We start from the raw sequence: 16,119 nt of genomic DNA on the forward strand, positions 1-16,119 counted from the left end.
AGGCCTTCGGCCCGCAACGCCGCGTTTCTCGCGCCGTTGCTTGAATTTCTAGCTGACCGGGGCGCCGTTGCGCAATCGCAAAAACACGGATGCGTGATGTTTCCGGCGCACCATGGTTAAGCACGATGGTAAAGGGCAATGGTAAACGCCGGGCCTTACAGAAGCTGCTGGCGGAAGAAGCCGGTCCAGTGCGGCACGGCGACGAAGCGGTCGCCGACATAGCCGCTGTGATAGCGGGTGCCGACGCAGGTCGCCATCAGCGCCCGCACATCCTGACCCGGCATGGTCCGGCCACTGTTCAGCTCGGTCATGCGGTCGGCCTCGATGAGGATGTCGCAGTTGGCGTAATGCGGCCCGGTGGTGTTGAGGCGGCGCGTATAAGGCGCATCGAAGCTGTGGCCGACGCCGGGCAGCACCAGGATGCTGGCCCGGCCACCGCGCGCATTCATCCAGGGCACATAGCGCTCGCAGTAGCGGCTCGGCGTCTCGTCATCCCCGGCACCGGTGATGAACAGGAAGGGCGTGGGCAGATAGGCATCGCGCACCGCATGGCGGAGGCCGCAATAGCCGTAGAGGCCGACCACCGCATCGAAGGGCTTGGCCGTGAACGGCCGGCCGTAGAGCCGCGTCATATTGCGGTCGACCTGCTCATGCGCCCATCTCTGGGTCAGCATGATGGCGCCGGCGCCGCCCTGGGATTCGCCGATGCTGCCAACCTTGTCGAAACCGCGCGCCCGCAGCCAGGCCGCCGCCGTTAGGCTGTCGAAGGCCATGTTGAACTCGTTGGCGCCCTTCAGCGAGGCGGCGACATAGTCGTGATGCGTCACCGTGACGTCGCGTGGCGTCCAATGGTCGATCACCAGCGCGGCGAAGCCGGCGGCGCGCAGGCTGTCGACATATTCGAACAGGCGCGCATCCAGCCCCTGCGAGCCATGGGTGACCAGCACGGCGGCTTTGGCATTGGCTTGTGCGAAGAAATAGCCGGTGGCCGCCATGCGGTTGCAGATCACCGGCTGGCCGGTGCAGGCGACGCTTTCCCAGGTGACCTTTTCACCATTGAAGCTGGATGATTTGTGCTGCGCGCAGGCCGTCAGCAGAAGCAGCAGCCCGAGCGCAACCGCCTTCATTTGGTCAGCACGCGCTGCACGGCCTTTTTCCAGCCCTCGTAAAGCTGGCCGCGCGTGACCGCATTCATGCGCGGCTCGAAGCGACGTTCACAATGCCAGCCATAGGCCACCGCATCAAGCCCGGCATAGACGCCGACGGCGAGCCCGGCGAGATAGGCCGCGCCCAGCGCCGTGGTCTCGATCACCCGCGGGCGTTCGACCGCGACATTCAGCATGTCGGCGAGGAACTGGCAGAGCCAGTCATTGGCGACCATGCCGCCATCGACGCGGATGGCGGCCGGCGCCGGCGCGCCGTCGGATTTCATCGCCGCCGTCAGGTCGCGGGTCTGGTAGGCGACCGATTCCAGAGTGGCACGCGCGACATGACTGCGGCCGGTATCGAGCGTCATGCCGAGCAGGGCGGCGCGCGCATCCGGGTCCCAATAGGGCGCGCCCAGGCCGACGAAGGCCGGCACCAGATAGACGCCATGATGCTCCGGCGCGGCGGCGGCGAGCGTCGCGGTCTCGGCGGCGCTGCCGACGATCTGCAGGCCATCGCGCAACCATTTCACGGCGGCGCCGGCGACGAAGATCGAGCCTTCCAGGGCGTAAGTGACCCGGCCGTTGAGGCGATAGGCCACCGTGGTGAGCAGGCGGTTGTTCGACAGCACGGGCTTGGCGCCGATATTGACCAGCGCGAAGCAGCCGGTGCCGTAGGTGGATTTGATCATGCCAGGCTGAAAACACGCTTGCCCAAACGTGGCGGCCTGCTGGTCGCCGGCGATGCCGGTGACCGGAATGGCATGGCCGAGCGTGTCGGCGGTCGCGATGCCGAATTCGCCGCTGCAGTCCTGCACCACCGGCAGCAGCGCGCGTGGCACATTGAAGAGCTGCAGCAGCGTGTCGTCCCAGTCCTGCGTGGTGATATCGAACAGCATGGTGCGCGAGGCGTTGGTCGCGTCGGTGGCATGGACCTGGCCGGCCGTCAGGCGGAACAGAAGGAATGAATCGATGGTGCCGAAGCAGAGCTCGCCCTTCTCCGCCCGCGCCCGCGCACCCGGCACATGATCGAGCAGCCAGGCGATCTTGGTGGCGGAGAAATAGCTGTCGATCAGCAGGCCGGTCTTTTTCTGCACCAGGCTGCCGGCGCCATCCTCGCGCTTGCGGCGGCAGATCTCGGCCGTACGGCGATCCTGCCAGACGATGGCATGGTGGATCGGCCGGCCGCTGCTGCGTTCCCAGATCACCGTGGTTTCGCGCTGATTCGTAATGCCGATGGCGGCGATGTCGGTGCCGCGCAGATTGGCCTTGGCGACGGCCTCGCGCATCACGCTCTGCACGTCGCGCCAGATCTCCTCGGCGTCATGCTCGACCCAGCCATCGGCCGGATAATGCTGGGTCAGTTCCTTCTGCGCGGTGGCGACCGGCAGGCCCGAGGTGTCGAAGACGATGGCGCGGCTGGAGGTCGTGCCCTGGTCGATGGCGAGAACGTATTTGGTCATGATTACTCTGCAGCGGCGGAAGCGCAGCCCTCAGCCTTGAACACGCGTTTGGTGCTGGCCGGGAATTTCGCCAGCTTGCCCGCCGGGCGGATCGGGCGTGCGACCAGGTTGCCGCCGCAATTGGGGCAGATGCCCTTCAGCGTGTTATCGGCGCAGTCACGGCAGAAGGTGCATTCGAAGGTGCAGATCACGGCATTGGCCGCGTCGGGCGCGAGATCGGTGTTGCAGCATTCGCAGTTCGGGCGCAGCTCGAGCATGATCAGAGACCTTTTGCGGTGGCGATGGCCTTTTTGGCGATGCCGGTGATCGCGGCCCAGTCCTTGGCCGCCACCTTGTCCTTCGGTGCCAGCCAGCTGCCGCCGGCGGCGAAGACATTGGGCAAGGACGTATAGCTGCGCAGGTTGGCCTCGGTGATGCCGCCGGTCGGGCAGAAGCGCATCTCCGGGAAAGGCCCGTGCAGGCTCTTGAGTGCTGGGATGCCGCCGCTGCTTTCGGCGGGGAAGAACTTGGCGCGATTGAAGCCATGCTCCATCGCCCGCATCACGTCGCTGGCGGTGGCCACGCCGGGCAGGAATGGCAGGCCGGTATCCTTGGCCGTGAAGTACAGCGCCTCGGTCGCGCCAGGGCTGATGACGAACTGCGCGCCGGCAAGCTGCACGGCGGCGAACTGCGCGGGATTGAGCACCGTGCCGGCGCCGACCCTGGCCTCGGGCACCTCGGCGGCGATGCGCTTGATGGCATCCAGCGCCGCGGCCGAGCGCAGGGTGATCTCGAGCACGGTGACGCCGCCCGCCACCAGCGCTTTCGCCAGCGGCACGGCGGCGGCGACATCCTCGATCACCAGCACCGGAATGACGGGAACCTGCCCCAGGATCGCATCCAGGGCCACGCTGCGCTCTGCACTCTTATCCGGCATGATTCCTCCCACTCTTTTTGGCCACTCTTTTTGGCCGTTGTTTTTTGGAAGGATAGCCGGGGCGAACGGGGGAAAGCTACTGCCTTAAACTGGCAGAGGCGCCGACTCCGGCGGCGCCAGCGGCGCTAGCGGATCGGGCCCGTAACGGTTGGGGCCGCGCGTGCCGGGAATGAGGAACAGGGCAACCCACAGGATATGGCCAACGAAAGGGATAATCAGCAGGAAATATGACTTTCAGTTTCGACGCCCGCTGGCACTGAACAAGCCCGAGAATACCGGCTTCGACATCGCCTATTCCTTCAGGCCGCCGCTTTTCAGGATGAAGTCAGCGATCTCGGCCACGCCTTTTTCCGCCTTGAGATTGGCAAAGATGAAGGGGCGCTGCCCACGCATCTTTTTCGAGTCGCGATCCATCACGTCCAGCGAGGCGCCGACCAGCGGCGCGAGGTCGATCTTGTTGATCACCAGCAGGTCCGAGCGCGTGATGCCGGGGCCGCCCTTGCGCGGAATCTTGTCGCCGGCTGAAACGTCGATCACGTAGATGGTGATGTCGGCCAGCTCCGGCGAGAAGGTGGCCGCTAGGTTGTCGCCGCCGCTTTCAACGAAGATCACGTCGAGACCGGGGAAGCGCTGCTGCATGTCGGCCACGGCGGCCAGGTTGATCGACGCATCCTCGCGGATGGCCGTATGCGGGCAGCCGCCGGTCTCGACACCGGCGATGCGCGCCGGATCGAGCGCGCCAGCGCGGGTGAGGAATTCGGCGTCTTCCTTGGTGTAGATGTCGTTGGTGACGACGGCGATGTTCCAGTCATCGCGCAAATGACGGCAGAGCCGCTCGACCAGCGCGGTCTTGCCCGACCCGACAGGGCCACCGATGCCGACGCGGAGGGGGTTCGATGAACTCATGAGCGGAACAGCCTCGTATACTGGGTTTCATGCAGCATTGATGTTAAGTCGATCATCGGGGCCGCAGTGCCACAGTCTTCCAGCGCACAGGCTAGCGCGCAAGGCACAATCTCATCGACCACCGGCATCAGGGCATGCAGCGTGCGCTGGCCATCGGTCTGGCCCAAGGGAATGAGGCGCACGGCGGCCGAGACCAGGTTGGCGGCGAAGGCATGCAGATAGGCCGCCAGCACGCTGGCGACATCGAGATTATGCGCGGCCGATGCGACGCCGATGGCGATGCTCAACGGGATCGGCTTGCCGGCACGACGGGCGGCGAAAGCGTCGAGCGTTTCATGCCCCCAGGCGGCACGGGTGACAGTGACGAAAGAGCCGCCCTGCTGGCCGCTTTCCAGCGCCATCTCGGCCGTGCCGCGCCAGGCGGCGGCCAGATCGCAGAGCTCATCCAGCCGATCCATGTCATGGATCGCAGCATGCGCGTCCTTCAGCAGCACTGCATCGACCCAGCCAGCACCATGGCGCAGGATATGGCCGATCCATTGCGACAGATCCGCGGCGGTTTTCACGCGGCCGGTTTCGACGGCGTATTCGATGCCATGGCTGTAGGAGAACGCGCCGATCGGATAGCTCGGCGAGAACCAGGCCATCAGGCGATAAAGATCAGTGCTTGTGGTCGTGGTCATGGCTATGAGCGTGATTGGGGTCATGCTCGTGGCCGGGATCGTCGGCATGCGAATGCGCATGACCGTGGCCATGCCCGTGCTGGCCATAGCGCGACCCGAGACCGAAGGGATGCGAGGGATCGTGGTTATGCTGGCCGTAGGCGCCGCCTTCGGGATCGAAGGGTGCATTCACCGCCTGCACCTGCGCGCCGAGACCTTTCAGCATGTCGACGATGACATGATCGTCGCGGATCAGGATGCAATCGGCGCGAATTTCAGCCGGCAGATGCCGGTTGCCCAGATGCCAGGCCAGCCGCGCCAGCAGTTGCGCCGAGGGCGCACGCACCTCGATCAATGGCTCGGGCGCCGCCTGCACCTCGATATAGCCGCCACTCTCCAGCTTCAGCCCGTCGCCATGTCGCAGCACCGTGGCTTCGGCCAGATCAAGCAGAAACGCCGTGCCGTCATCGGCCGTCAAACGAATGCGGCGGCGATGGCGGTCATGATGCGCGAGCGTGACGGTGGCCTTGCGCTCGTTTGCCGGCCAGCGACTAGATGATATGACGGACATTGCCTTTAACATTTATGCGTCATGCCACGCTTTAGACGTGGCATCCACGTGTTGTTTTAAAATGTCACTCGTGGATGCCACGGCCAAGCCGTGGCATGACGGGTTTTGTGAACGGGTGCGTCCGATAGGCATCAGAACAGGAAATAGCGCTGCGCCATGGCCAGTTCCTTGGCCGGCTCGCAGGTCAGCAGCTTGCCGTCGGCGCGCACCACGTAAGTTTCCGTGTCGACCTCGATCACCGGCATGTAGGCGTTATGCACCATGTCCTTCTTGGTCACCGTGCGCGTGCCCTTGACGGCGACCATCGGCCGCTGCAGGCCGAATTTGGTGGCGATGTCGTTCTGCAGGCCGGCCTCGCTGACGAACAGCAGGCTCGACTGCGTCATGTTGCGGCCGAAGCTGGCAAACATCGGACGGTAATGCACCGGCTGCGGCGTCGGGATCGAGGCATTGGGATCGCCCATCGGCGCGGCGGCAATGCTGCCGCCCTTCAGGATCATGTCGGGCTTCACGCCGAAGAAGGCCGGCGACCAGATCACCAGATCGGCGAACTTGCCGACTTCCACCGAACCGATCTCATGCGCCACGCCGTGGCTGAGCGCCGGATTGATGGTGTATTTGGCGATGTAGCGCTTAGCGCGCACATTGTCATTGTCGCCCTTCTCCTCGGGCAGACGGCCGCGCTGCTTCTTCATCTTGTCGGCGGTCTGCCAGGTGCGGATGATCACCTCGCCCACCCGGCCCATGGCCTGGCTGTCGGACGACATCATCGAAAACGCGCCCAAGTCATGCAGGATGTCTTCGGCGGCAATGGTCTCGCGCCGGATGCGGCTATCGGCGAAGGCTACGTCTTCGGGGATGCGCGGATCGAGATGATGGCAGACCATCAGCATGTCGAGATGCTCGTCCACGGTATTCACCGTGTAGGGCATGGTCGGGTTGGTCGAGCTGGGCAGCACATTGGCCAGGCCGGCGACCTTGATGATATCTGGCGCATGGCCGCCGCCCGCGCCTTCGGTATGGAAGGCATGAATAGTGCGATGCTTGAAGGCGGCAATCGTGTCCTCGACGAAGCCACTTTCGTTCAGCGTATCGGTATGGATCGCCACCTGGATGTCATACTGCTCGGCGACGGTGAGGCAGTTGTCGATGGCAGCCGGCGTCGTGCCCCAGTCTTCATGCAGCTTCAGGCCACAGACACCGGCAGCGATCTGCTCGACCAGGCCATCCGGCTGCGAGGCATTGCCCTTGCCGAGCAGGCCGATATTCATGGGAAAGGCTTCGGCCGCCTGCAGCATGCGCATGATGTGGAACGGACCCGGCGTGCAGGTGGTGGCCGAGGTGCCCGCCGCCGGCCCGGTGCCGCCGCCCATCATGGTGGTGACGCCGGAATAGAGCGCCTCCTCGATCTGCTGCGGGCAGATGAAATGGATATGGGCATCAAAGCCGCCGGCGGTGATGATCTTGCCTTCGCCCGCAATCGCCTCGGTGCCCGGGCCGATGATGATGTCGATGCCAGACTGGATATCGGGGTTACCAGCCTTGCCGATGGCGGCGATACGGCCGTTCTTGAGGCCGATATCGGCCTTCACGATGCCCCAGTGATCGAGGATCAGCGCATTGGTGATCACGGTGTCGACCGCGCCGGCCGCGTTGGTGATCTGGCTCTGGCCCATGCCGTCGCGGATCACCTTGCCGCCGCCGAACTTCACTTCCTCGCCATAGAGCGGGGTGTTGGCGCTGTATCCGCCCTGCCCGGCCTTGGCGGTCGGCGGCATCGAGGTGAAGTCCTTCTCCACCTCGATGATGATATCGGTATCGGCCAGCCGCACCTTGTCGCCCACGGTGGGGCCGTACATGCCGGCATAGGCCTTGCGGGGAATGCGGTTTGCCATTGCTTGATCCCCTTACAGCTTGCCCATGACGGTCGCGCGGAATCCATAGACCTCGCGCTTGCCGGCAAAGCTCACCAGTTCGACGCTGCGGGTCTGACCCGGCTCGAAGCGTACGGCGGTGCCGGCGGCGATGTTGAGCCGCATGCCACGCGCCTTGTCGCGATCGAATTTCAGCGCCGGATTGGTCTCGAAGAAATGGTAATGGCTGCCGACCTGGATCGGCCGGTCGCCGGTATTGGCGATCTCCAGGGTCACGGTGGGCCGGCCGGCATTCAGTTCGATCTCGCCATCAGCCGTGATGATTTCACCGGGGATCATGGGCATCTCCGTTTCCCAAACCCGTCATGCCACGGCTTGGCCGTGGCATCCACGAGTCATTAAAAAAGGAACGCGTGGATGCTCGGGCCAAGCCCGAGCATGACAAATGGGAGGTGTGTGAAAAAGCAGCCATCACCGGATCGGGTTATGCACGGTCACCAGCTTGGTGCCGTCGGGGAAGGTGGCTTCGACCTGGATCTCGTGGATCATCTCCGGGATGCCATCCATCACCTGCGCGCGGGTGATGACGGTGGCGCCGGCCTGCATCAGGTCGGCGACGCTGCGACCGTCGCGGGCGCCTTCGACCACGAAATCGGTGATCAGGGCCACGGCTTCGGGGTGATTGAGCTTCACGCCGCGTTCCAGCCGGCGGCGCGCCACGGTGGCCGCCATGGCGACCAGCAGTTTGTCCTTTTCGCGGGGCGTCAGATTCATGCCGCTCCCCCTCCCCAGCTACAGCAGAAAACGATCAGACGGTAAGATAGCGGCGGACGTCGTCGGCATCCAGCCTTGCGGCATCGCCCGCCACGACAACCTCGCCGCGCTGCAGCAGGATGAAGCGGTCGGTAAGCGCCCTGGCGAAGTCGAAATACTGCTCGACCAGCACAATGGCCATGGTGCCGCGATCCGCCAGCTCGCGGATGACCCGGCCGATATCCTTGATGATCGAGGGCTGGATGCCCTCGGTCGGTTCGTCCAGCAGCAGCAACCGGGGACGCGTGACCAAGGCCCGCGCAATCGCCAGTTGCTGCTGCTGTCCCCCCGAAAGATCGCCGCCGCGCCGGTTGCGCATCTCGTGCAGCACCGGGAACAGCGCGAAGATTTCGTCCTCGATCCGACGCTCGGCGCGCGGCAGCGGCGCCAGGCCGGTTTCCAGATTCTCATAGACCGTGAGGCGCGGGAAAATCTCACGGCCCTGTGGAACCATGGCGATGCCGCGCCGGGCGCGCTCATGCGGCTTCAGCCCGGAGATATCATGGCCTTCCCACATGATCTTGCCTGACCGCACCGACTGCAGGCCGACCAGTGCCCGCATCAGAGAGGTCTTGCCCACGCCATTGCGGCCCAGCACACAGGTGATCTTGCCCGGCTCGGCGGTGACGCCGACATCGCGCAGCGCATGGCTGGCGCCGTAATAGAGATTGAGACCTTCGGCCTGCAGCATGCTCTAGCGCCCCAGATAGACTTCAATGACGCGCGGATCGTTCTGCACGTGGTCGACGCTGCCTTCCGACAGCACGCTGCCTTCATGCAGCACGGTGACGCGCGCGCCCAGGTCACGCACAAATTCCATGTCGTGTTCGACCACGACCAGCGTACGCTCGCCCTTCAGTGTCAGGATCAGTTCGGCGGTCTGCTTGGTTTCGGCATCGGTCATGCCGGCGACCGGCTCATCCAGCAGAATGAGCTGGGTGTCCTGCACCAGCAGCATGCCGATCTCCAGCCACTGCTTCTGGCCGTGGCTGAGCGCACCGGCCTGGTCGCGCAGCTTGGCCTCCAGGCCCACGGTGTGCAGTGCCCAGGCAATGCGGTCGAGCGCCTCGGAATTGAGGCGACCCAGCAGCGTCTTCCAGGCGCCGCGCGCCGATTTCATGGCCAGCTCGAAATTCTCGAACACGGTGAGGTTCTCGAACACGGTGGGCTTCTGGAACTTGCGGCCGATGCCCAGATTGGCGATCTCGACCTCGTCCAGCTTGGTCAGGTCGACGCGGCCGGCGAACATCACCTCGCCCGAGTCAGGCTTGGTCTTGCCGGTGATGATATCCATCATCGTGGTCTTGCCGGCACCGTTGGGTCCGATAATTGTACGGAGCTCTCCAGGAGCAACCATCAGGGCGAGGTTGTTGATGGCGCGGAAGCCGTCGAAGGAGACGCTGACGCCATCGAGATAGAGCTGCGTGTCGGAGACGCGCGGGCGGTCGACCACATCCGGCGCCATGCCGGCAGTGGCAGGCTGGATCAACGGCGACGGCAAAGGCATGGCGGGACGGCGCATGGTTATTCTCCCGCCTTTTCATTCAACGCATAGGCGCGTTTCTGGTCGCGCCAGGCGCGCCACTGGCCAAGCAGCCCGACGATGCCCTTGGGGAAGAGCAGCGTTGATGCGATGAACAGCCCGCCGAGCACAAACAGCCAGAGTTCGGGCGCCGCACCTGTCAGCCAGGTCTTGACCAGGTTGACCACCACGCCGCCCAGCACTGCGCCATAGAGCGTGCCGCGGCCGCCGACCGCGACCCAGATGGCGATCTCGATCGAGTTGGCGGGCGAGAATTCGCTCGGATTGATGATGCCGACCTGCGGCACATAGAGCGCGCCGGCGACGCCGGCCAGCAGCGCCGAGAGCACGAAAGCGAACAGCTTGGCCGCTGTCGGCGAATAGCCGAGGAAGCGCACCCGGCTTTCGGCGTCGCGCACCGCCAGCAGCACACGACCGAGCTTGGACAGGGTGACGAAGCGGCAGAGCAGGAAGCACAAGCCCAGCACGATGACCGAGACGGCATAGAGGCCGATGCGGGTGCTCGCCGCCTGGATCGGGAAGCCGAGGATATCCTTGAAATCGGTCAGGCCGTTATTGCCGCCGAAGCCCATGTCGTTGCGGAAGAAGGCGAGCAGCAGCGCAAAGGTCATCGCCTGTGTGACAATCGAGATGTAGACGCCGGTGACGCGGCTGCGGAAGGCGAACCAACCCAGCACCAGGGCGAGAATGCCCGGCGCCAGCAGCACCATCAACATGGCAAACGGGAAGCTGTCGAAACCCGACCAGTACCAGGGCAGTTCCTTCCAGTTCAGGAACACCATGAAATCGGGCAGCGTGGGATGGCCGTAGACGCCGCGCGTGCCGATCTGGCGCATCAGGTACATGCCCATGGCGTAGCCGCCGAGCGCGAAGAAAGCGCCATGGCCGAGGCTGAGGATGCCGGCATAGCCCCAGACCAGATCGAGGCTGAGCGCCAGGATCGCGTAGCAGGCGTATTTGCCGAGCAGCGGAATCAGATAGTCGGGCAGATGCACCAGGCCGCCACGGCTGGGAAGCAGGTTGAGCAGCGGCACGATCACCAGCAGCACGAAGCCGATGGCGAGGAAGGCGATCCAGCCGCGCCGGTCGAGCAGCGGCCGGGGCTGCGAGAGAGTCTTCAGGTTTTGCTCAAGGTTAGTCTGATTAAGCATCTGCCGAACGCCCCTTCGCCGCGAACAGCCCGCGCGGGCGTTTCTGGATGAACAGGATGATGCAGACCAGCACCACCACCTTGCCCAACACCGCACCGGCGACGGGTTCGAGGATCTTGTTGACGATGCCGAGCGTGAGCGCGCCGGTGAGCGTGCCCATCAGGCTGCCGACGCCGCCGAAGACGACGACGAGAAAACTATCGACGATGTAGATGGTGCCGAGATTGGGCGAGACATTGCCGATCTGGCTGAGCGCCACGCCGGCCATGCCGGCGATCCCGGAACCGAGCGCGAAGGTCATGGCGTCGACGCGCGCGGTGGGAATGCCCATCACGGCGGCCATCTGGCGGTTCTGCGTCACGGCGCGCATATGCAGGCCGAAGCTGGTGCGCTTGAGGATCAGCGCGATCAGGCCGAGCACGGCGAAGCAGAAGATGATGATATAGACGCGATTCCATGTAATCGCCAAACCGCCCGCCACGTCGATGGCGCCGGTCATCCAGCCCGGATTGGCGACTTCCTTGTTGGGCGCGCCGAAGATCATGCGCACCGCCTGCTGCAGGCAGAGGCTGATGCCCCAGGTGGCCAGCATGGTTTCCAGCGGCCGGCCGTAGAGCCAGCGGATGATGCCGCGCTCAATGGCGACGCCGACGGCGGCGGCCACCAGGAAGGCGACCGGCAGCGCCACCAGCAGGTAGGCGCCGATCCAGGATGGCGGCAGCACGGCGCGGAAAAACTCCTGGGTCACATAGGCGGAATAAGCGCCCAGCATGATCATCTCGCCATGCGCCATGTTGATGACGCCCATGACGCCGAAGGTGATGGCCAGGCCGACGGCGGCCAGCAACAGCACCGAACCGAGCGAGATGCCCTGGATCAGGTTTTCGGCATAGGAATAGAGCGTGATCCTGGTCTGCAGACTGTCGAAAGCCTTGGTCAGGGCCGCCTTGACCTCCGCGTCGGTTTCCTGGGAGAGCCGCGCCTGCAGCAGCGAGCGCACGCGCAGCTCCGACGTGCTGCTCAGCGTCTGGATCGCCAGGATGCGCTTGGACTTGTCGGGATCGGCGATATCGGTGGCGGCGAGCGACATCGCCATCACGGCTTTCACGCCGCTATTCTGTTCCTTGTCGTAGGCCGCACGCAGCAGGCCGACCGTTTCCGGCGTCGGGCTTTCCAGCAAGGCCGCGGCGGCCGAGCGGCGCACGGCGGCATCGGAACTGGAGAGGCCGAGACGGCCGACCGCCTCGCGCAGCACGTTGCGCAGATTGTTGTTGACGAACAGCGCGTTCAGCTCGCCCGGCGCGACAATGCCCGAGGCTTCGCCGGTGATCGCGCTGGTGATCGCCACGTCGTTGCCGCTGGCATTGCCGATCACCAGCGCACCATCTGACTTGCGGGTAAAGAGCCGGCCGTCAGCCAGCGCCTGAAAGACGGGCACCGCGCGGGCATCGCCCATGGCGGTGAGTGCGGCGATCGCCTTGGCCTTGTCGGTGAAGCCGTCGGCCTTGAGGCCGTTCACAGCCGTTGCGAAATCGGTGGGGCCGGCCTGCGTGTCGGCCGCAACCGCGCCCAGCAGCGACTTGGCGTCGTCGGGCAGCGCGATTGCCTGCAGGTCTTCCGGCTTGGCCATGTCCTCGACATCGCCGGTGGTGGCGTTGGTGACGACGATCATGTCGCCGTCCTTCTCGCCGATCACCACTGCGTTGTCAGACAGGCGGATATAGAGATTGCCCTGGGAAAGCGCGGCCAGCGCCGCCTTGGCCTTGTCGTCATCCAGCGCGCTGAGCGCGGCGATGGCGGGCTTGGGATCGGACTCGGTGAGACCGGTCAGACTTGTGGCCAGATCCTGCGCATTGACCGGCCGGAAGGCGACCAGCGTCAGCATCAGCGCGACCAGCAGAATGGGCAGGAAACGGGTCATTGTTGTTATGGCCGTGGCGATGACGGGGTGAATTTCTGATTTTTGGGCGCTCCAAGCCCCTCCCCGCACGTCGCCGTGAAGGGAGGGGCCGGATGCCATTACGCAACCTGACTTAGTTGGCGAGCGCCGCGTATTTCGGCTTCTCGCAGTTGCCGCAGACCCACGGGAAGGTCCAGTCGGCGGTCAGCTTGGCGCTTTCCGGGATATACTTCGACCAGGCGTCGGCCTTCACCGGGCCCTTGGTCTGCCAGACGATGTTGAACTGACCATCGGGACGGATTTCACCGATCATCACCGGCTTGGACAGGTGGTGGTTGGTGTTCATCACGGCGGTGAAGCCCGACGGCGCCTTGACCTTCTGGCCATACATCGCCTGACGGACGGCATCGACCTGGGTCGTGCCGGCCTGGGCGACAGCCTGGGCCCACATCTTGAAGCCGATATAGGTGGCTTCCATCGGATCGTTGGTGACGCGCTTCGGATCCTTGATGAAGGTCTTCCACTGCTTCACGAACGCATCGTTGGTCGGATTGGCCTTGACGTTCTGGAAGTAGTTCCAGGCCGCGAGATGGCCGACCAGGTTCTTGGTATCGATACCGGCGAGCTCTTCCTCACCGACCGAGAAGGCGACCACCGGGATATCGGAGGCCTTGATGCCAGCGTTGGCCAGTTCCTTGTAGAACGGCACGTTGGCGTCGCCATTGATGGTCGACACCACGGCGGTCTTCTTGCCGGCCGAGCCGAACTTCTTGATGTCGGCCACGATCGTCTGCCAGTCGGAATGACCGAACGGCGTGTAGTTGATCATGATGTCTTCCTGCTTGACGCCCTTGGACTTCAGGAAGGCTTCGAGGATCTTGTTGGTGGTACGCGGATACACATAATCCGTGCCAGCGAGCACCCAGCGCTTAACTTCACCACCTTCCTTGCTCATCAGATATTCGACAGCGGGAATGGCCTGCTGGTTCGGAGCAGCGCCGGTGTAGAACACATTCTTCGAGCTTTCCTCGCCCTCATACTGGACGGGATAGAACAGCATGCTGTTCAGCTCCTCGAAGACCGGCAAAACCGACTTGCGGCTCACCGAGGTCCAGCAGCCGAAGACCACCGAAACCTTTTCCTTCGAGATCAGCTCGCGGGCCTTTTCGGCGAACAGCGGCCAGTTGGAGGCCGGATCGACCACCACGGCCTCGACCTTCTTGCCGAGCAGACCGCCCTTCTTGTTCAGATCGTCGACCATCATCAGGACCGTGTCCTTCAGGGTCGTCTCGGAAATTGCCATCGTGCCCGACAGCGAATGCAGGACACCGACCTTGATCGTGTCCTGGGCCTGGGCCGCGCCACCGGCGGTGACGGCGCCCAGCATGGCGCCTGCCGCGGCCATCGTCCGCATGAACTTGCTCATTGTATTCCTCTCCTGCTTGGGCCGGCCCCCCAAGGCGCGACCAGACGCGGGGGAAATCGCAAGGGGCGTGCCAAGCCGGACATGTCCAAGCGGCATGGCCCTATGACGCGGGTAATGTGCTGATTCCGCGCCGCAATATGACAATCTCCGGACCACGAGGCGAACCAATCCCCAGACTTTGGTCGGAGACGGCTGCCTTATAAAGATGCATATTTTATAGGCATGCCTCCGGAGAGGCTATTCGCGACTGCTCAAAAAGAAGGCTGCATGACTCTCTTTGAGTCAACCGGATCAGAAGCGCCAGAGCCTCGGCATCCGTCCGGGCAGGCCCAACCCGCTCCGCAGCTCGGCCCAGAGCAGGGCGAAAACCCGGCGCAGGCGCGCCGGATCGCGATCCAGGAGACGCAGCAGCAGCAGGTCGTCGATGACGGTAGCCCCAGCCAGAGTTCCATTGTCCTGCTGCTCCAGCAGAGCACGCAGACGATCGCGCGTCGCCGCTGGCTCCGGTCCGCGACAGAGGATCAGCGCCTGGGCGGTCGCACCGTCGAAACCGGCGGGATGCTGCAACTGGGCTGGCAGGTCGCCGGTCAGGCGCGCAGCATCGGTCCAGACCAGACGGCCATCGCGCCGGACCTGCCAGCGGTCGAAGAGCTCGCCGTGGTCGAAGGTCTCGCCGCGCGCGACACGGCCGAAGACGGTGATGTCGCCCGCCAGCAGTCGCGCATCCTGCTGCAGGTCGATCCGCACCTGCCGGCGCAACCGTGCGCCATCGAACAGGATCATTTCCTGCGGCAGCCATTCCAGCATGGCCTGCGCCGCCACCGTCATGCGGATGTCGATCATGGCGGCATCGCCGGGCGAACGATAGATCTTCTCGGCCGCCTGCGGCGTGCACAACGCCACCGCCTGCGCATCCAGCGTAACATCGACAGCAAGCCGGTCGCCGCCGGTCAGGCCGCCGGCCGTGGTGATCAGGACGGCGGTGCGCGGATCGCCCGGATCGGGTTCGGGCAGCAGGGCGCGGCAGGGATCGCGCTGGTACAGGTCGGCCAGCCGGGTCGCGCCATCACGATCCTGGCAATCAAAGCGCAGGCGTAGCGCGCCATCGGCACGCTGGAGCCGCTCGGCACTTTCCCGTTGCCCGCCGGCCGGGGCTGTCATTACGGCAGGTCGGTCTGCTCGGCCAGCTGCGGCTGATCGACATCCTCGGGTTCGACCAGCGCATCCGCCGCGCGGACCGGCCAGTCGATCTTTAGCGCGGGGTCGCGCCAGTCGAGGCCGCGCACGAGTTCGGCATTGTAATCGGCGCTGGCCTTGATCAGCACTTCGGTCGCCGCCGACTTGCTGCACCAGCCGACCGCGAAGCCCGGCATGATGTAAAGCTGCTCACCACCCATATAGGTGATGTTGCTATGAGCCGAGCGGCCGAAGGTCGGAGAATCCCGGCGCAGATCGACCGCGGCCACGAACATGTCGCCGCGCAGCATGCGCAGCAGCAACGCCTGCTGGCCCGGTGCGATCTGGTAGCGCAGGCCACGCACGCTGCCCGGCTTGTCGAAATAGGAGATGCGGTCGTCGACGAAGCGGTCGTGGATGCCGAGCGCACCCAGGGCCGCCTCGTTATAGACGGCGCTGACCCAGCCGCGCCGGTCCATCAGGGTAGTGGGCTGGATCAGCAGCAGGCCGGGAATGGAGAGCGGTTTGGCGGTGAACATGGCGGACCGGGCAAAAAGGACGGGCCGCCATCAT

Annotated in this window: 18 protein-coding genes; all 18 read right to left on the minus strand. The window is 64.6% G+C overall.

The window, feature by feature from the left end:
- Positions 1-155 precede the first annotated feature (155 nt).
- The 18 genes from AC1RRT_RS05195 to AC1RRT_RS05280 all read right to left on the minus strand — a co-directional run bounded on the left by AC1RRT_RS05195 (position 156) and on the right by AC1RRT_RS05280 (position 16,085).
- Positions 156-1,127 carry a dienelactone hydrolase family protein gene (locus tag AC1RRT_RS05195; RefSeq protein WP_493012718.1) on the minus strand — a complete coding sequence of 324 codons (972 nt, stop codon included), beginning with the start codon at positions 1,125-1,127 and terminating at the stop codon, positions 156-158.
- The gene (gene glpK / locus AC1RRT_RS05200; RefSeq protein ID WP_493012719.1) at positions 1,124-2,608 is read right to left on the minus strand and encodes a glycerol kinase GlpK; all 1,485 of its coding nucleotides are present in this window, start codon (positions 2,606-2,608) and stop codon (positions 1,124-1,126) included. The genes AC1RRT_RS05195 and glpK overlap by 4 nt, the downstream gene beginning before the upstream one ends.
- 2 nt (positions 2,609-2,610) lie before the next feature.
- Positions 2,611-2,865, minus strand: a complete 255-nt coding sequence (locus AC1RRT_RS05205) for a DUF1272 domain-containing protein (protein ID WP_493012720.1) — start codon at positions 2,863-2,865, stop codon at positions 2,611-2,613.
- 2 nt (positions 2,866-2,867) lie between these two features.
- Entirely contained in the window at positions 2,868-3,524 is a 657-nt protein-coding gene (locus AC1RRT_RS05210; RefSeq protein WP_493012721.1) for a bifunctional 4-hydroxy-2-oxoglutarate aldolase/2-dehydro-3-deoxy-phosphogluconate aldolase, read from the minus strand.
- An 84-nt stretch (positions 3,525-3,608) separates the two neighbouring features.
- Positions 3,609-3,746, minus strand: coding sequence for a hypothetical protein (locus AC1RRT_RS05215; RefSeq protein ID WP_493015136.1), 138 nt, complete (start codon positions 3,744-3,746; stop codon positions 3,609-3,611).
- Between the two features lie 69 nt (positions 3,747-3,815).
- A complete protein-coding gene (ureG, locus tag AC1RRT_RS05220; protein ID WP_493012722.1) occupies positions 3,816-4,430 on the minus strand; it encodes an urease accessory protein UreG in 615 nt (204 codons plus the stop codon).
- Positions 4,427-5,113, minus strand: coding sequence for an urease accessory protein UreF (locus AC1RRT_RS05225; RefSeq protein WP_493012723.1), 687 nt, complete (start codon positions 5,111-5,113; stop codon positions 4,427-4,429). The genes ureG and AC1RRT_RS05225 overlap by 4 nt, the downstream gene beginning before the upstream one ends.
- Positions 5,091-5,663 (minus strand): urease accessory protein UreE, encoded by a 573-nt coding sequence (locus tag AC1RRT_RS05230; RefSeq protein ID WP_493012724.1) that lies wholly within the window; start codon positions 5,661-5,663, stop codon positions 5,091-5,093. Before AC1RRT_RS05230 ends, AC1RRT_RS05225 begins: the two co-directional genes overlap by 23 nt.
- Positions 5,664-5,794: 131 nt before the next feature.
- Positions 5,795-7,558, minus strand: coding sequence for an urease subunit alpha (ureC, locus tag AC1RRT_RS05235; RefSeq protein WP_493012725.1), 1,764 nt, complete (start codon positions 7,556-7,558; stop codon positions 5,795-5,797).
- A gap of 12 nt (positions 7,559-7,570) precedes the next feature.
- Entirely contained in the window at positions 7,571-7,876 is a 306-nt protein-coding gene (locus AC1RRT_RS05240) for an urease subunit beta (protein WP_493015138.1), read from the minus strand.
- Positions 7,877-8,008: 132 nt separating this feature from the next.
- Positions 8,009-8,311 carry an urease subunit gamma gene (locus AC1RRT_RS05245; RefSeq protein WP_493012726.1) on the minus strand — a complete coding sequence of 101 codons (303 nt, stop codon included), beginning with the start codon at positions 8,309-8,311 and terminating at the stop codon, positions 8,009-8,011.
- Between the two features lie 34 nt (positions 8,312-8,345).
- Complete coding sequence (urtE, locus tag AC1RRT_RS05250; protein WP_493012727.1) at positions 8,346-9,041, minus strand: urea ABC transporter ATP-binding subunit UrtE; 696 nt, start codon at positions 9,039-9,041, stop codon at positions 8,346-8,348.
- A 3-nt stretch (positions 9,042-9,044) separates the two neighbouring features.
- Positions 9,045-9,815: an urea ABC transporter ATP-binding protein UrtD gene (urtD, locus tag AC1RRT_RS05255; protein ID WP_493015140.1), complete on the minus strand. Its 771-nt coding sequence runs from the start codon at positions 9,813-9,815 to the stop codon at positions 9,045-9,047.
- A 59-nt stretch (positions 9,816-9,874) separates the two neighbouring features.
- Positions 9,875-11,044: an urea ABC transporter permease subunit UrtC gene (gene urtC / locus AC1RRT_RS05260; protein WP_493012728.1), complete on the minus strand. Its 1,170-nt coding sequence runs from the start codon at positions 11,042-11,044 to the stop codon at positions 9,875-9,877.
- Positions 11,037-12,965, minus strand: coding sequence for an urea ABC transporter permease subunit UrtB (urtB, locus tag AC1RRT_RS05265; protein WP_493012729.1), 1,929 nt, complete (start codon positions 12,963-12,965; stop codon positions 11,037-11,039). The genes urtC and urtB overlap by 8 nt, the downstream gene beginning before the upstream one ends.
- Before the next feature lie 112 nt (positions 12,966-13,077).
- Positions 13,078-14,349: an urea ABC transporter substrate-binding protein gene (urtA, locus tag AC1RRT_RS05270; protein WP_493015142.1), complete on the minus strand. Its 1,272-nt coding sequence runs from the start codon at positions 14,347-14,349 to the stop codon at positions 13,078-13,080.
- 312 nt (positions 14,350-14,661) lie between these two features.
- The gene (locus tag AC1RRT_RS05275; protein ID WP_493012730.1) at positions 14,662-15,531 is read right to left on the minus strand and encodes an urease accessory protein UreD; all 870 of its coding nucleotides are present in this window, start codon (positions 15,529-15,531) and stop codon (positions 14,662-14,664) included.
- Entirely contained in the window at positions 15,531-16,085 is a 555-nt protein-coding gene (locus AC1RRT_RS05280; protein WP_493012731.1) for a dTDP-4-dehydrorhamnose 3,5-epimerase family protein, read from the minus strand. Before AC1RRT_RS05280 ends, AC1RRT_RS05275 begins: the two co-directional genes overlap by 1 nt.
- Between the last annotated feature and the right edge of the window lie 34 nt (positions 16,086-16,119).

It is taken from the genome of Ferrovibrio sp. GW821-FHT12B10, from assembly GCF_058807515.1.